The organism is Cobetia sp. MMG027, assembly GCF_027947415.1.
Lineage (GTDB): Bacteria > Pseudomonadota > Gammaproteobacteria > Pseudomonadales > Halomonadaceae > Cobetia > Cobetia marina.
The window spans coordinates 48,359-63,650 of the sequence record NZ_JAQJIO010000010.1; the positions used below are offsets into that span (position 1 = coordinate 48,359).

Here is a 15,292-nt window from a genome sequence, read left to right on the forward strand (position 1 = left end):
TGACCGGAATTCAAGCGCCTGCTTGCTTGAGGATAGTGCGCAGGAGGAACCCCGCGTCGCGTTCGCTGCCATAGAGACGGATGAGAGACATCGTGAGGGAGGTGAGCATGGCGCTCATGGCTCGTGGACTGTCAGCCGCTGGCAAGGCTTTCGCCGCGATCAATCGCATCTCTCACATGACATGACGGAGGTTGGCATGAGTGATCAAGGGCGTGAGCCGGGTGAGTTGCCGGAAGATGATGAGGTATTGGATGCTGCCGTCGAGCAGTGGCTGGCGGAGCATTCCTCGGGGCAGTCCGATGAGTGGCCGGGACATGAGCTGCTTGAGGACAAGCATGAGGGCGTGACCAGTGAGGCGCTGCATGAGGCGGAAATCAACTGCCCCTACTGTGACACGCCCTTCACGGTGTTCCTGGATCTGGACGAGGGCAGTCTGACCAACATCATCGACTGCGAGCGCTGCTGTCAGCCGATCCAGGTGCGCCAGCAGGTGGACCCCGTCAGTGGTGAGCTGGACGGCCTGGATATCGGCCAGGACGATGACGTGCTCTGACCTCGGGGGCGATCTCAGACGCGATCTCAGGTGCCCTGATTCAGCGCATCTGCCCCGAATCGCGCCGCAAGAGCGAGAATCCCGAGCAGTGCACAGGAGATACTGTATTCTGTTTCAGAGGTCACTTATGATTCCGGCGCAGCAGGCATCGTCATCGAGCTTTCATAGGCAAACTCTATGATGGTGATTGCGCCAAACATTTGGCATCTGCCACCTGAGGCGATTAGTCTGTGTGGCGATTCATCACGAAGGCGGCTTTGCGCCTTCCATCATCATTTCTCAGGAGATCACCATGAGCGTATTGGTCGGACGTCAGGCCCCGGATTTCGAAGCCGCAGCTGTGCTGGGCGACGGTACCATCGTCGACAACTACAAGCTGTCTGATTCCAACGGCAAGCTGCGTGTGCTGTTCTTCTGGCCGCTGGACTTCACCTTCGTTTGCCCGTCTGAAATCATCGCCCACGACAACCGTCTGGCGAAGTTCAAGGAACTCGGCGTTGAAGTCATCGGTGTTTCCATCGATTCCCAGTTCACTCACCACGCATGGCGCAAGACCTCTCCGGACGCTGGCGGCATCGGTGAAGTCGGCTTCCCGATCGTGGCTGACGTCAAGCACGAAATCGTGCAGGCCTTCGGTGTCGAACACCCGGAAGCTGGCGTCGCACTGCGCGCGTCCTTCCTGATCGACGAAGACGGTGTCGTTCAGCACCAGGTCGTCAACAACCTGCCGCTGGGCCGCAACGTCGACGAGATGGTCCGCATGGTCAAGGCCCTGCAGTTCCACCAGACCAACGGCGAAGTCTGCCCGGCAGGCTGGGAAGAAGGTCAGGAAGGCATGAAGGACACCGCTGAAGGTGTCGCCAAGTACCTGGCAGGTCACTCCAGCAGCCTGTAAGTCGCTGCCTGGTAGCGATCAGCCGCGTCATCGCTGCCTGGTCGAGCGTCCGCCTTTCGACACCCTCCCATGAGTGGCTCGACTGGCAGGCGAACCGGAAGCCGTCGCCCCTGGCGGCGGCTTCCGTGTATCTAAGGCTAGCGTCATAAGCTTCTGCGATGCCGGTCTGAGCGCAGTGCTGAAAGCTCGGCGCGTCTGCGCTAATCTGCGCAGTCCCTGTTCACCATCCACTCCGTGTCCTGAGCCATGCCGATCGCAGGCGCTGTCCGCATCGCTCAGTACATAGATCATCAGTCGTCACCCGGCGTCTGGTGAATTTTCCACCTTCATCTGTCCTGAGGTCATCCATGAGCAATGTCCGTCACGAACGTCTGATCATCCTCGGCTCCGGCCCGGCGGGTTACACCGCTGCCGTCTATGCCGCGCGTGCCAACCTCAAGCCACTGCTGATCACCGGCATGCAGATGGGTGGCCAGCTGACCACCACCACCGATGTCGACAACTGGCCGGGCGATGATGCCGGCGTGCAGGGGCCGGAGTTGATGGAGCGCATGCGCCGTCACGCCGAGCGCTTCGAGACCGAAGTCCTGTTCGATCACATCAACGAAGTGACTCTCGGCGAGCGTCCGTTCCTGCTCAAGGGTGACAACGGCAGCTACAGCTGTGACGCCCTGATCATCGCCACCGGTGCCAGTGCACAGTATCTGGGCCTGCCGAGCGAGCAGCAGTTCATGGGCCAGGGCGTCTCGGCCTGCGCGACCTGTGATGGCTTCTTCTATCGCAATCAGGAAGTCGTGGTGGTCGGGGGCGGCAACACCGCGGTCGAGGAAGCGCTGTACCTGTCCAACATCGCCTCCAAGGTCACCCTGGTGCACCGTCGCGACAGCCTGCGCGCCGAGAAGATTCTGCAGGACAAGCTGTTCGACAAGGTCGAGAACGGCAACATGGCGGTGGAATGGCATCACACGCTGGATGAGGTGCTGGGTGACAACTCCGGCGTCACTGGCGTGCGTCTGCGTCATGTCGAGAGTGGCGCCACCAAGGAGCTGAGCTCGATGGGGGTATTCATCGCCATCGGCCATCGTCCGAATACCAGCCTGTTCGAAGGCCAGCTGGAGATGCAGGGCGGCTATCTCAAGGTCCAGTCCGGCCTGGAAGGCAATGCCACCCAGACCAGCATCCCCGGTGTCTATGCCTGTGGTGACGTGATGGATCACGTCTATCGCCAGGCGATCACCTCTGCCGGTACTGGCTGCATGGCGGCGCTGGACGCCGAGCGCTATCTGGATGGCCTGACTGCCTGAATGGCCTGACCCTCCGCGCTCGCGTCTCCTGACAAGCCGTCAGGGAGGCACGCACAAGAACGGCCCCGTGGCATGCGCTGCGGGGCCGTTCTGCGTTTTGATCACAGGTGCCAGTGCTCGCTTCAGTAGTGAGGAGGAAGCTCGTCGGCAGGCGACAGTGAGTCGGTCTGTGTCCGTTCACTGCCAGATTCGCGCAATTGGCGCAGCTGCGCGCTCATCAGCGCGGTGAGGCGCTCGAGCGTCTCTATCTGGCGTTGCTGGGCAATCACGGTGCGATCCAGCGTCTCCAGCCAGTCATCCTGGTGGGCCAGGCGGCTTTCGAGCGCCTCCAGGCGTGCTTCCAGCCGAGCATCGCCGGGAAGATCGGTCGGGGTCGGCATGCGCTATGAACTCCTGAAGAGAGGTGTCAGTCCCGGTGGGTGAGTCAGTGGCGTGAGGATATCACCAGCCACAAGCGGACCGACAAGGGTTGAGGGGAGGCACGTGGTGGCATCAGACGCATTCTGGTGAGGCGTGTTAGACTGATATCGGTGTGTTCTGCCTTCTTTTCGCGCAGTGCACCTGTTGACGGCACCTGCCAGTTTCGCCTCTGGCACTGACATGGCTGCCGGTTCCATCGACTGATGTGGGGAGACTCGCATCACGAGCCACGACGTGGCCAGGCTGACACCGAGTGTCAGTGACAGCCACGGGCATCGCCGTGAGGCGTTGCGTTCAGGCAGAGGTCCGACGACTGACGGTCGCATCGCGTGTCGTCATCCTCCCGGATTCTGCCCTTGCTGCGGCGTCTGGCAGAACATTCTGATATGGATCATCTGAAGTACCCCCTTCTGCCTTGTCGCGTTCCACCTTAATCCATTGCTTAGAGAGTTTATCTTGATGAGTTCCAAATCGTTCTTCCGTTGTTTCATCATCAGTCTGTTGCTGGCATTGCCGGCACCGTTGCTGATTGCCGTCTTCATCACCCTGACCGGCGGCGAGCTGGCCGACACGCTGTCCACTGCACTCAGCGTCGAGGGCTTTGAACTGGCCTACGCCGCTGCTGCCGTCGCCGTCTTCATTCTGCTGCTGGTCGCCACCCTGGCCATTCCGGTGCTGACACCGCGTTCCGCGGCGCTGGCCGAAGTCGAGGACGACGATCGTGAGATCGGCGAGGTCAAGTGGTTCAACGTCAACAAGGGCTATGGCTTCGTGACCCGCGAGAGCGGTGAAGATGTCTTCGTGCACTTCCGTGCCATCCGTGGCAAGGGCCATCGCACGCTGGCCGAAGGTCAGAAGGTGCGTTACCACGTCATCAGCAATGAGCGTGGCCTGCAGGCGGATGACGTGACGGTCATCACCTGATCGCTGACTCGCTCAGTGAAAGACGACAACGCCCCGCAGGCTAGCCTGCGGGGCGTTGTCGTTCATGGCCTGCACATTGGGGTGACGAGCGTCGCGTCACTCAGCCCTGGTCTGGCCAGGTGAAGGCCTCTTCGCTGCCATCGGCCATGACGCGGAAGAAGCGGTCCGGCTCATCACCTGGCTGCCAGCTGCCCAGCGAGCAGCGCGCCTCGACCTGCAGCCCTCGGGCGGCGGCGCGAGCACAGTCGACATCACGTGCCCAGGGAGTGCTGGCGCTGTCGAACCACAGGCTGGCGAACCCGTCAGCGACCTTCTCCACGACCAGTACCGCGATCTCGGCGCCGTCACGCGTGAGGCGGGTCCGGTGCTGCAGCTTGCCGGCCGGCTGGAAGACGACGACCTGCCCGAACTGCTCGCCCAGCCAGGCACCGAGCGCTTCCAGGCTCAAGGGCTTGAGGTAGATCTCGATGTCCGGGTATTGCTCATCGGCGTCAGTGTGCGGGGTGTCGCTCATGCCGTGGTCTCTCGGGTCGCGGGGACAAACAGGTATTCCAGGATGTGTTCATAGGCACTGGAGAGCTGGTCCAGATCGCTGGCCATGACGCGTTCATCGATCTTGTGGATGGTCGCGTTGACCGGCCCCAGTTCTACCACCTGGGTGCCGAGCGTGGCGATGAAGCGCCCGTCCGAGGTGCCGCCGGAGGTGGACAGTACCGGCTTGCGTCCCAGCGCGCGTTCCACGCCGTGCACGGCGGCATCGACCAGCGCGCCTTCCGGTGTCAGGAAGGGCTCGCCGCTCAGGTTCCACTCGATCTCGACGTCCAGACCGTGCTTCTCGAGGATCTCGTAGGTGCGACGCTTGAGATCATCGGCGGTCAACTCGGTGGAATAGCGGAAGTTGAACACCACTTCCAGCTCGCCGGGGATGACGTTGGTCGCGCCGGTACCGCCACGGATGTTGGAAATCTGGAAGCTGGTCGCCGGGAAGAAGTCGTTGCCGTCGTCCCAGTGTTCAGCGGCCATGGCGGCCAGTGCCGGGGCGGCCTCGTGGATCGGGTTGCGTGCCAGGTGCGGATAGGCCACGTGGCCCTGCACGCCCTTCACGTGCATGACGGCACCCAGCGAGCCGCGACGGCCATTCTTGATCACGTCACCGGCATAGTCGGTGGAGGACGGCTCGCCGACGATGCAGTAATCCAGGCGTTCGTGGTGCTCGCGCAGATACTCGACCACCGCGCGGGTGCCGTGAACCGCCGGGCCTTCCTCATCGGAGGTGATCAGGAAGGCGATGCGGCCTTCGTGGTCCGGGTTGGCGGTCACGAAGCGCTCGGTGGCGGTCAGCATCGCGGCCAGCGAGCCCTTCATGTCGGCGGCACCACGGCCACACAGGAAGCCGGCGTCATCGATGCACGGTGAGAACGGCGGATACTGCCAGTTGGCTTCCGGGCCGGTGGGCACGACATCGGTGTGGCCGGCGAAGGCCAGTACCGGACCATGATGACCGCGTACTGCCCAGAAATTCTCGACATCACCGAAGGGCAGGCGGGTGATCGTGAAGCCAAGCGCCTCGAGACGGTCGATCATCAGGGCCTGGCAATCCAGATCATCCGGTGTGACGGAAGGGCGTTCGATCAGGTCGAAGGCCAGTTCCAGCGTCGGCGAGAGATTGCTGGGGCGTGACGGAAGCGGTGCGTGTGAATCAGTCATCATGGGCCATCGCTGCAGGCGTCGCCGCGAGGAGCGGCAACGCGAAATTCGGGGGAGACGAAATGTCTTCGTGCCGGCTCGAGCATCGCTGCCCGAGCCGGAAGATGCCGCGGCTACCTGTCTGGCTCACTTGCCTGACAGGCAGCCGTCACGCGCCTCAGTTGTGGGCGTGCAGGGCATCATTGAGCGCGATGGCGCTCTTGTTGGTGAGGCATTCCACGCGACCGGTGATGGAGTTGCGACGCAGCAGCAGGTCATCCTGGTTCGCCAGCTCACGTGCCGCGACGGTCTCGACTTCCTTGCCTTCATTGTCGAAGACCATGACCTTGGTGCCGGCGGTGATGTAGAGGCCAGCTTCCACGGTGCAGCGATCGCCCAGCGGGATGCCGATGCCGGCATTGGCGCCGATCAGGCAGCCTTCGCCGACCTTGATGATGATGTTGCCGCCACCGGACAGGGTGCCCATGGTGGAGCAGCCACCGCCCAGGTCAGAGCCCTTGCCGACGAAGACGCCCGCAGCGATACGGCCTTCGACCATGCCCGGGCCTTCGGTGCCGGCATTGAAGTTGCAGAAGCCTTCGTGCATCACGGTGGTGCCTTCGCCCAGGTAGGCACCCAGACGCACACGTGAGGTATCGGCGACACGGATGCCGGTCGGCACCACGTAGTCGGTCATCTTCGGGAACTTGTCGACGCAGTCCACGGACAGCGTGCGACCTTCCAGGCGGGCCTTGAGACGACGCGCCGGCAGCTCCTCGATGTCGATGGCGCCTTCGCTGGTCCAGGCGACATTCTTGAGCAGACCGAACATGCCGGTCAGGTCGATGCCATGCGGACGCACCATTCGGTGGGACAGCAGGTGCAGCTTGAGGTAGACCTCCGGCACGCTCTGCGGGGCGGCATCTTCCTCGAGGAACATGGCGACCAGCGGGCGCTGGGAGCCGGCCAGGCTTTCGGCCAGTTCGGCCTGGGCGCTGTCGCCGGCGTCGCGCAGGGCGCTGGCCAGGGCGGCACAGTGCTCCGGCAGGAAGCTGGTGGCAGTGGTGCCGGCCGGTGCGTCCAGTGCCTTGCGAGCGGCGTCAGCAACGGCAGCGGTCGGCTTGAACAGCGGGGCAGGATAGTAGACTTCCAGCCAGTCGCCGGTGGTGTTCTGGGTGCCGATTCCGAGGGCAAGGCTCAACATCGTGTCAATCTCCGGGGTGTCCAGTGGTGTAAGAGGTAACTCAGTCCTGCGGTTCGTAGACCGCCTTGTCATAGCCGATCACCAGATCCACCTCGTCCTCGGCCGGATGGCGTTCGAGGATGGGGCGCTTGATCAGGGTCGGGTGCTCCAGCATCAGTGCGCGTGCCGAGTTGGCATCGAGGCTGTCACGTTGTTCATCGCTCAGGTTGCGCCAGCTGGTGCTGCGCTTGTTGAGCAGGTTGCTCCAGGCGGTCTGCTCCAGCCAGGATTCCAGCAGGCTGGCGGAGAGGCCATCCTCACGCAGGTCATGCCAGCGGTAGGGCACGCCCCGGCCATCGAGGGCGCGGCGCGCCTTGCGGCAGGTATCGCAGGTCTTGATGCCGTAGAGCACGTGCATGGCGGTCTCCTTGAGCCAATCCGCCTCGCCGGGCGGGGCTGTCATCCAGTGTTGGGCTGCTGTCAGCCCGTGCAGGCCTGGCGCTCAGCGCAGGCGTTCGACGAAGCGACGCAGGCGCCGGGCGGCTTCGACGGTCTGTTCCAGTTCGGCCACCAGCGCCAGACGAATGCGTCCGGCGCCCGGATTCACGCCGTCCACCTCACGCGCCATGTAGCTTGCCGGCAGCACGCCGACGGCCTCTTCACGCAGCAGCTCGCGGGTGAAGGCGGCGTCATCCCCGCCCGGCACGGCCGGGTAGAGATAGAAGCTGGCTTCCGGGGTCGGGAAGTCCATCACCGGCGCGAGGATCTCGGTCACGGCGGCAAACTTCTCGCGGTAGGCGTCGCGATTGGCCAGCACGTGGGCTTCATCGTTCCAGGCGGCGATGGAGGCGTGCTGGTGGTGCAGCGGCATCGCGCAGCCGTGATAGGTGCGGTAGTGACGGAAGCGACGGATCACCTCGCCATCGCCGGCCACGAAGCCGGAGCGCAGGCCCGGCAGGTTGGAGCGCTTGGACAGCGAGTGGAAGACCACGCAGCGCGCGTAGTCATCGCGGCCCATGGCGGCACAGGCTTGCAGCAGGCCCGGCGGCGGTGTGGCTTCGTCGAGGTAAAGCTCTGAATAGCACTCGTCGGAGGCGATCAGGAAGTCGTGCTCGTCAGCGAGGCGAATCAGCTGCTGGAAGTCGGCCAGCGGCGTCACCGCGCCAGTGGGGTTGCCCGGCGAGCAGACGAAGACGATCTGGGTGTCACGCCATACCTCGGCCGGCACCGCGGCGTAGTCGGGGCGGAAGCCGTTCTCGGCGGGGCAGGGCAGGTAGGTGACCTCGCCGCCGGCCAGCAGCGTCGCGCCTTCGTAGATCTGATAGAAGGGGTTCGGCACCAGCACGCGCGCCGGACGCGTGCTGTCCAGCGAGGCCTGGATGAAGGCGAACAGTGCCTCGCGGGTGCCGGTGACCGGCAGGACCTGCTGGTCGATATCCGGGGTGGCGTTGAGCGAGAAGCGCTTCTCCAGCCAGCTGGCGATCGCGGAGCGCAATTCCGGCAGGCCGCCGGTGGCGGGATACTTGGCCACGCCCATGATGTTCTCGCGCAGGGTGTCGAGCACGAACTCGGGGGGGGCGTGACGCGGCTCGCCGATGGTCAGCGCAATCGGGTCCAGAGCGGGGTTGGGGACGACGCCCTCGCGCAGCTTGGCCAGGGTTTCAAACGGGTAGGGCTTGAGCTGGTCGAGATCCGGGTTCATGCACGTTCCATGGGTGATGGCCGTTGCCGGCCGAGCAGGAAGGAAGGCGTCCGCGAGTCCGCCGGACTGCCATGCAGGTCGACTCGCGATTATAGGGAAGGCGGCCGGTCCCCTCAATCGCGGGGTGCCGGCGGCCTCTCGCTGTTCATGCCTGCGCGACGCGTCAGCCGCGCTCGCCGACCTGGAGCACTTCGGTCAGGGCATCACGCAGGCGCGTCTGGCGCTCTGGGTCGGTGATCGGCTCACCGGCGCGGTCGGTGATGAAGAAGATATCCTCGACGCGCTCGCCCAGGGTGACGATCTTGGCGGCATCGATGGCGATCTCGTGCTCCATGAACACGCGGCCGATGCGCGCCAGCAGACCCGGGCGGTCAGAGGCGATCACTTCCAGCACGCTGCGGCCATTGGTGTAGTCCTGGCTGAGCGTGATGCGTGGCGCGATGCGGAAATGCTTGAGCTGACGCGGCGTATGGCGATTGACGATCACCGAGTAGTCATCCGGATCATCCAGCTCTTCGACCAGATGGGTGCGGATGTCGGCGAGACGTGCGGCATCGCGGATCGGCTCACCGTCGTCATCGAGCAGGATGAAGGTGTTGAGCGTCCAGTTGTGGCTCGAGGTGGCGATGCGTGCATCGTGGATCGAGAGCCCCAGCTGCTCCAGTGCCGCCGCCGTGGCGGCAAACAGGTTGTCCACCGAGCGGGTATGGATGAAGACCTTGGTGCCGCCTTCGGTCATCTCTTCGGTGGGTGCACTGGTCAGCACCAGCGGCAGAGGTTCGCCATGCTCGTCCAGCTGGGGCGATGCCTGACGTGCCAGGATGCCCTGTGTGTGCCAGGCCACCTCGCTGGGCGCGTAGCGTACGAAGTAGTCGTCACCGAGGCTGGCCCACAGCGCTTCGGCGTCGCTGCGTGAGGTGCCCATGCCGGCCAGCAGTGACAGGGCTTCCTCCCGGGTCTCGGCGATCCATTCGTGGCGTTCCGGCGGATGCTCCAGGCCCCGTCGCAGCGCCCGGCGCGTCTCCATGTGCAGCTGACGCAGCAGCGCCGCTCGCCAGCCATTCCACAGCGAGGGGTTGGTGGCATTGATGTCGGCCACCGTCAGCACGTAGAGGTAGTCGAGATGCGTCTCGTCGCCGACGATCTCGGCGAAGCGCGTGATGATCTCGGGGTCGGCGATGTCCTGCTTCTGCGCGGTCATCGACATCAGCAGATGGTGACGCACCAGCCAGCTCAGGGTGCGAGTGTCGCGCTGACTGAGATCGTGACGGCGGGCGAAGTCCTCGATTTCCAGTGCGCCGATCTCGGAGTGATCGCCGCCGCGTCCCTTGCCGATGTCATGATAGAGCCCCGCGATCCACAGCAATTCCAGCTTGGGCAGTTCACGGATCAAGGCGGCGGCGACGGGGAATTCCTCTTCCGCGTCAGGGGCGCGGAATTCCTGGGCGACCTTGAGCAGGCGCAGGGTGTGGGCATCGACGGTGTAGACGTGGAACAGGTCATGCTGCATCAGGCCGACGGCACGACCGAAGGCCGGCAGGTACTTGCCGAGGATGCCGTAGCGCGCCATGCGCTTGAGGACGCGTGGCACGTTGCCGCCGGAGCGCATCAGCTCCATGAACAGGCTCTGGTGACGGACGTCGTCACGGAAGGCGTCATCGATCTGGTGACGATGATCACGCAGTGCGCGGATGGTGTCGGCGCGCACGCCCTCGATCTCGGGGTGCTGGGCCATGAGCAGGAACAGCTCCAGCAGCGCGGCGGGGCGACGGCGGAACACGCCTTCCTCGCGCAGGCTGATGTAGCCGCTGCGAATCTCGAAGCGCGGATTGAGCGGCACGATGTTGACCGGCTCGTCATGGCGCAGGATGGCCTCATCGAAGTGCTGCAGCAGCATGTCGTTGAGGCCCGCCAGGGCGGTGACGTGACGATAGTAGCGCTTCATGAACTGCTCGACCGCCAGGTGCTCGGGCGTGTCCTGGAAGCCGAACAGCTCGGCGATGGTGCGCTGGTGGTCGAACAGCAGCCGGTCCTCGGCGCGCCCGGCCAGCATGTGCAGCGCGAAGCGCACCTGCCACAGGAAGGCCTGGCCCTGGCTGAGGATGCGCAGCTCGGCGTCATTCATGAAGCCCAGCTCGACGAGGTTGTCGTAGCGCTCGACCCCGAAGTGACGCTTGGCGACCCAGCCGATCATCTGGATATCGCGCAGGCCACCGGGGGATGACTTGATGTTGGGTTCGAGGTGATATTCGGTATTGGCGAACTTGTGGTGGCGAGCGATCTGCTCCTGCCACTTGGCCTCGAAGAAGGCCTCGGCCGGCCACAGACGGTCGGTACCCAGGCGCTCGCGCATGGCCTCGCGCAGCCGCTGCGGGCCGGCGATGACACGGGATTCCAGCAGGTTGGTGATCACGGTGACGTCGGCACGGGCCTCACGTTCGCAGTCACTCAGCGAGCGCACCGACTGGCCGATCTCGAGCCCGATGTCCCACAGGAAGGTGATGAAGGCGGACAGCGCCTCACGGTAGGGCATGTCATCGTCCTGCTCCAGCAACAGCAGCAGGTCGATGTCGGAGTGCGGGTGCAGCTCACCGCGGCCATAGCCGCCCACGGCGAGCAGGGCGATGCCATCATCCGGCCAGGCCTGGCGTTGCCAGGCGATGGCCAGCAGGCGATCGATGGCGCGGGCACGGCCATGGATGAGGTCGCGGATGTCGGCACCCGCCTTGAAGCGGGCCTCGAGACGCTCCTGTACCTGTGCCAGAGCCCGCTTGAACAGCGGGATGGGCGTCTTCGTCGTGGCCAGCTCGCCGTCGAAGGTGACGGCATCGTAGAGCGCTTCACGCTCGACGAAGTGGTAGTGGTGCAGGAGCATCGTGATCAACCCTCGAGGAAGGAGAGGTCCTCTTCCGTGCGACGTGTCAGCACCTCGACGCCGGTGGCGGTGACCAGCAGGGTGTGCTCCCACTGCGCGGACAGGCTCTTGTCCTTGGTCACGGCTGTCCAGTCGTCCTTGAGTACCTTCACCTTGTAACCACCGACATTGACCATCGGCTCGATGGTCAGGCACATGCCTTCCAGGAGCTCGGCGTCGGCACGGGCTTCGTAGCCGTCATAGTGCAGCACCTGCGGGTCCTCATGGAAGCCGGCGCCGATACCGTGGCCGCAGAAGTCACGCACGACACTGTAACCTGCCGCTTCGGCATGCTTCTGGATGGCGCGACCGATCTCGGAAAGACGCACGCCCGGGCGTACCAGCTCGATGCCCTTGTAGAGACATTCCTGGGTGATGCGGCACAGGCGCTCCGCCTGGATGGTCGGTTCCCCGACGATGTACATCTTCGAGGTGTCGCCGTGATAGCCGTCCTTGATCACGGTGATGTCGATGTTGAGGATGTCACCCTTCTTGAGCTTCTTGTTGTCATCGGGAATGCCGTGACAGACCACGTGATTGATCGAGGTGCAGATCGATTTCGGGAAGCCGTGGTAGTTGAGCGGTGCCGGAATGCAGCCCTGAACCTCGGTGATGTGATGGTGAGCGATGCGATTGAGCTCGCCCGTGGTGACACCGGGACGGACGTGCTCGTCGAGCAGCTCCAGCACTTCAGCCGCCAGACGGCCGGCGACGCGCATCTTGTCGATTTCTTCAGCTGTCTTGATGGGAATGTTCATGAGGACTCGAGGCAGGAGATAAGAGGGATGAAACGCCGCCAGGCCGCGCGTGGCGGGGGAATGGCGCGACGCATCGCGTGCCGTGTCGGGCAGTCGCGACTTCATATCGTGGTCGAGCTATGGTATAAAGCCGCGCGCTTTCCTGCAAATTCTCCTCGATCGGCCACCTCCGGGCATCTGGCCGAGGCGACATTGAAAGGACTGACGTACATAACCCCAATCCACACACGTTCCGTCACATGGTCCCGGGTGCCGCGCAAGCGGTCGGATCCATGGGGGACGTGGAGGCCCAACCCGATATCCAGGAGATATTCACATGGCGCAAGTCAACATGCGCGATCTGCTCAAGGCAGGCGCACACTTCGGTCACCAGACCAAGTACTGGAACCCGAAGATGTCCAAGTTCATCTTCGGCGCTCGCAACAAGATCCACATCATCAACCTCGAGCACACCCTGCCGGCGCTGAACGAAGCCGTGTCAGTGGTCGAGAAGATGGCTGCCAATGGCAACAAGATCATGTTCGTGGGCACCAAGCGCGCTGCCGGCAAGATCATCAAGGAAGAAGCTCGCAAGGCTGGCCAGCCGTACGTCAACCATCGCTGGTTGGGCGGCATGCTGACCAACTTCAAGACCATCCGTCAGTCCATCAAGCGCCTGCGCGAAATCGAGCAGATGCATGAAGACGGTACCTTCGCGAAGCTGACCAAGAAAGAAGTCCTGATGGCCACTCGTGAGCAGGACAAGCTCGAGCGTTCCATCGGCGGTATCAAGGAAATGGGCGGCCTGCCGGACGCCATGTTCGTGATCGACGTTGACCACGAGCGCATCGCGATCAACGAAGCCAACAAGCTGGGCATCCCGGTCATCGGCGTCGTCGATACCAACTCCAACCCGGACGGCGTGGACTACGTCATCCCGGGTAACGATGACTCCATCCGTGCCATCCAGATCTATGTCCAGGCAATTGCAGGCGCCTGTGGCAAGAACAAGGAAGAAGAGCTGGCCGGTGAGTTCGTCGAAACTGCGGCTGAAGAAGACGCAGCAGAGTGATCCTGGCGGCTTGATCTGACTGTCACACACGCTGCGCTACACTAAGTGCGGCATGGCCTAGCCAAGCGGCAGTCAGGTCAGGCAATGAGGGGGCCACGGCCCCCTCATTTGCGACCGCTCAAGCGGTCGTGACCGAATTCCCGTATTCAAAGACGTCGACACGACAGAGGTTTCATCCCATGGCAGCTATCAGCGCATCTATGGTCAAGGAACTGCGTGAGCGTACTGCGCTCGGCATGATGGAATGCAAGAAGGCTCTTACCGAAGCCGGTGGCGACATCGAGCTCGCGATCGAGAACCTGCGCAAGAACTCCGGCCTGAAGGCCGCCAAGAAAGCTGGCCGTGTGGCCGCTGAAGGCGCCATCGTCATCAAGGTCGCCGACGATGCCAGCTATGGCGTGATGGTCGAAGTCAACTCCGAGACCGACTTCGTCGCTCGCGATGACAACTTCCAGGCCTTCACCAAGCTGATCGCCGACCGCGTGTTCGAGACCAAGAACACCGATATCGCTTCCCTGATGGAAGGCGAGCTGGAAGACACTCGTGGTCAGCTGGTTCAGAAGATCGGTGAGAACATCTCCGTGCGTCGCGCCGAGCTGGTCGAAGCGCCGGCCGGTGGTGTCGTCGGTGGTTACGTCCACGGCGGTCGCATCGCGGCTCTGACCCTGCTGCAGGGCGGCACCGCTGACGCGGCCAAGGACGTCTCCATGCACGTCGCAGCCGTGAACCCGGTCTGTGCACGTCCGGCAGACATGCCGCAGGAACAGATGGACGCCGAGAAGGCCATCATCCTTGCTCAGCCGGACATGGCTGGCAAGCCGGCGGAAATCGCCGAGAAGATGTCCCAGGGCCGTCTGAAGAAGTACCTGGCTGAAAACAGCCTGACCGAACAGCCGTTCGTCAAGGACCCGAACCAGACCGTCGCCGAGTTCGTCAAGGCTGCCGGCGGTGAAGTGGTATCCTTCGTGCGCATGGAAGTCGGTGAAGGTATCGAGAAGGAAGAAGTGGACTTCGCAGCTGAAGTCCGTGAGCAGGCCAGCCGCGCGTAAGGGCTGACTGTTTTCGCTTCTCACGATGGCGTGCGCTTAGTCGCACGCCATCGTGTATCTGGCCCCCGCCTTCGGGCCGCCCCGTCCCCGTATGTCAGTATCAGGAGAAATTCGCATGGCCACCATTTCCGCTGAACGCAATGCCAAGTACAAGCGCATACTGCTCAAGCTTTCCGGTGAGGCCCTGATGGGCGATGGCGAGTTCGGCATCGACCCCAAGGTGCTGGATCGCATGGCGCTGGAAATCGGTCAGCTGGTGGGCATCGGTGTCCAGGTCGGCATCGTGATCGGCGGCGGTAACCTGTTCCGTGGCGCGGCCCTGCAGGAAGCCGGCATGGAACGCGTGACCGGCGACCACATGGGCATGCTGGCCACCGTCATGAACGGTCTGGCGCTGCGTGATGCACTGGAGCGTTCCAACATCCGCTCTCGCGTCATGTCTGCCATCCCGATGAGTGGCGTGGTAGAACATTACGACCGCCGTACCGCGATCCGTTATCTGACCTCGGGTGACGTCGTCATCTTCTCCGCCGGCACCGGCAACCCGTTCTTCACCACGGATTCCGCCGCCTGTCTGCGTGGCATCGAGATCGATGCCGATGCCGTCATCAAGGCGACCAAGGTGGATGGTGTCTACGACAAGGACCCGGTCAAGTTCCCGGATGCCGTGAAGTACGAGAGCCTCAGTTATGACGACGCGCTGGAGCAGAAGCTCGGCGTGATGGATTTGACCGCCATCTGCCTGGTGCGTGACCATGACATGCCGGTACGGGTGTTCAACATGAACAAGGTAGGCGCGCTGCTCAACCTGGTGGTGGGTGGCAAGGAAGGCACGCTGATTGATAGAGGGTAA

15 protein-coding genes are annotated in these 15,292 nt (G+C 63.3%); 7 read left to right on the forward strand and 8 right to left on the reverse strand.

Annotation, left to right across the window (positions count from 1 at the left end; genetic code table 11):
• Window positions 1–196: 196 nt before the first annotated feature.
• The 3 genes from PJK54_RS14250 to trxB all read left to right on the forward strand — a co-directional run bounded on the left by PJK54_RS14250 (window position 197) and on the right by trxB (window position 2,752).
• Window positions 197–553 (forward strand): CPXCG motif-containing cysteine-rich protein, encoded by a 357-nt coding sequence (locus PJK54_RS14250; protein WP_084207812.1) that lies wholly within the window; start codon window positions 197–199, stop codon window positions 551–553.
• A 292-nt stretch (window positions 554–845) separates the two neighbouring features.
• Complete coding sequence (locus PJK54_RS14255; protein WP_065392448.1) at window positions 846–1,448, forward strand: peroxiredoxin; 603 nt, start codon at window positions 846–848, stop codon at window positions 1,446–1,448.
• Window positions 1,449–1,795: 347 nt separating this feature from the next.
• Window positions 1,796–2,752 (forward strand): thioredoxin-disulfide reductase, encoded by a 957-nt coding sequence (trxB, locus tag PJK54_RS14260; protein ID WP_077377802.1) that lies wholly within the window; start codon window positions 1,796–1,798, stop codon window positions 2,750–2,752.
• Between the two features lie 122 nt (window positions 2,753–2,874).
• Here the strand turns inward: trxB and PJK54_RS14265 are convergent, their stop codons facing one another.
• Window positions 2,875–3,132, reverse strand: a complete 258-nt coding sequence (locus PJK54_RS14265; RefSeq protein ID WP_271303217.1) for a SlyX family protein — start codon at window positions 3,130–3,132, stop codon at window positions 2,875–2,877.
• A 499-nt stretch (window positions 3,133–3,631) separates the two neighbouring features.
• Here PJK54_RS14265 and PJK54_RS14270 point away from each other — a divergent pair, with 499 nt between their 5' ends.
• Window positions 3,632–4,096: a cold-shock protein gene (locus PJK54_RS14270; protein WP_077377808.1), complete on the forward strand. Its 465-nt coding sequence runs from the start codon at window positions 3,632–3,634 to the stop codon at window positions 4,094–4,096.
• A 100-nt stretch (window positions 4,097–4,196) separates the two neighbouring features.
• Here the strand turns inward: PJK54_RS14270 and PJK54_RS14275 are convergent, their stop codons facing one another.
• The 7 genes from PJK54_RS14275 to map form a co-directional block, all read right to left on the reverse strand.
• The gene (locus tag PJK54_RS14275; RefSeq protein WP_084207814.1) at window positions 4,197–4,610 is read right to left on the reverse strand and encodes a hypothetical protein; all 414 of its coding nucleotides are present in this window, start codon (window positions 4,608–4,610) and stop codon (window positions 4,197–4,199) included.
• Window positions 4,607–5,803, reverse strand: a complete 1,197-nt coding sequence (gene dapE / locus PJK54_RS14280; protein ID WP_084209577.1) for a succinyl-diaminopimelate desuccinylase — start codon at window positions 5,801–5,803, stop codon at window positions 4,607–4,609. Before dapE ends, PJK54_RS14275 begins: the two co-directional genes overlap by 4 nt.
• Before the next feature lie 157 nt (window positions 5,804–5,960).
• Entirely contained in the window at window positions 5,961–6,986 is a 1,026-nt protein-coding gene (gene dapD / locus PJK54_RS14285; RefSeq protein WP_271303218.1) for a 2,3,4,5-tetrahydropyridine-2,6-dicarboxylate N-succinyltransferase, read from the reverse strand.
• Window positions 6,987–7,026: 40 nt separating this feature from the next.
• On the reverse strand, window positions 7,027–7,428 hold the full coding sequence (locus tag PJK54_RS14290; protein ID WP_333781925.1) for an arsenate reductase: 402 nt from the start codon (window positions 7,426–7,428) through the stop codon (window positions 7,027–7,029).
• Between the two features lie 39 nt (window positions 7,429–7,467).
• Window positions 7,468–8,667, reverse strand: a complete 1,200-nt coding sequence (gene dapC, locus PJK54_RS14295; protein WP_271303219.1) for a succinyldiaminopimelate transaminase — start codon at window positions 8,665–8,667, stop codon at window positions 7,468–7,470.
• 163 nt (window positions 8,668–8,830) lie between these two features.
• Window positions 8,831–11,542: a [protein-PII] uridylyltransferase gene (locus PJK54_RS14300; RefSeq protein WP_077377823.1), complete on the reverse strand. Its 2,712-nt coding sequence runs from the start codon at window positions 11,540–11,542 to the stop codon at window positions 8,831–8,833.
• A gap of 5 nt (window positions 11,543–11,547) precedes the next feature.
• Entirely contained in the window at window positions 11,548–12,339 is a 792-nt protein-coding gene (gene map, locus PJK54_RS14305) for a type I methionyl aminopeptidase (RefSeq protein WP_077378170.1), read from the reverse strand.
• 316 nt (window positions 12,340–12,655) lie between these two features.
• Here map and rpsB point away from each other — a divergent pair, with 316 nt between their 5' ends.
• The 3 genes from rpsB (at window position 12,656) to pyrH (ending at window position 15,292) form a co-directional block, all read left to right on the forward strand.
• Window positions 12,656–13,390 carry a 30S ribosomal protein S2 gene (gene rpsB / locus PJK54_RS14310; protein ID WP_065392491.1) on the forward strand — a complete coding sequence of 245 codons (735 nt, stop codon included), beginning with the start codon at window positions 12,656–12,658 and terminating at the stop codon, window positions 13,388–13,390.
• Between the two features lie 179 nt (window positions 13,391–13,569).
• The gene (gene tsf / locus PJK54_RS14315; protein ID WP_065392492.1) at window positions 13,570–14,439 is read left to right on the forward strand and encodes a translation elongation factor Ts; all 870 of its coding nucleotides are present in this window, start codon (window positions 13,570–13,572) and stop codon (window positions 14,437–14,439) included.
• Window positions 14,440–14,554: 115 nt separating this feature from the next.
• Window positions 14,555–15,292, forward strand: a complete 738-nt coding sequence (gene pyrH / locus PJK54_RS14320) for a UMP kinase (protein ID WP_240499639.1) — start codon at window positions 14,555–14,557, stop codon at window positions 15,290–15,292.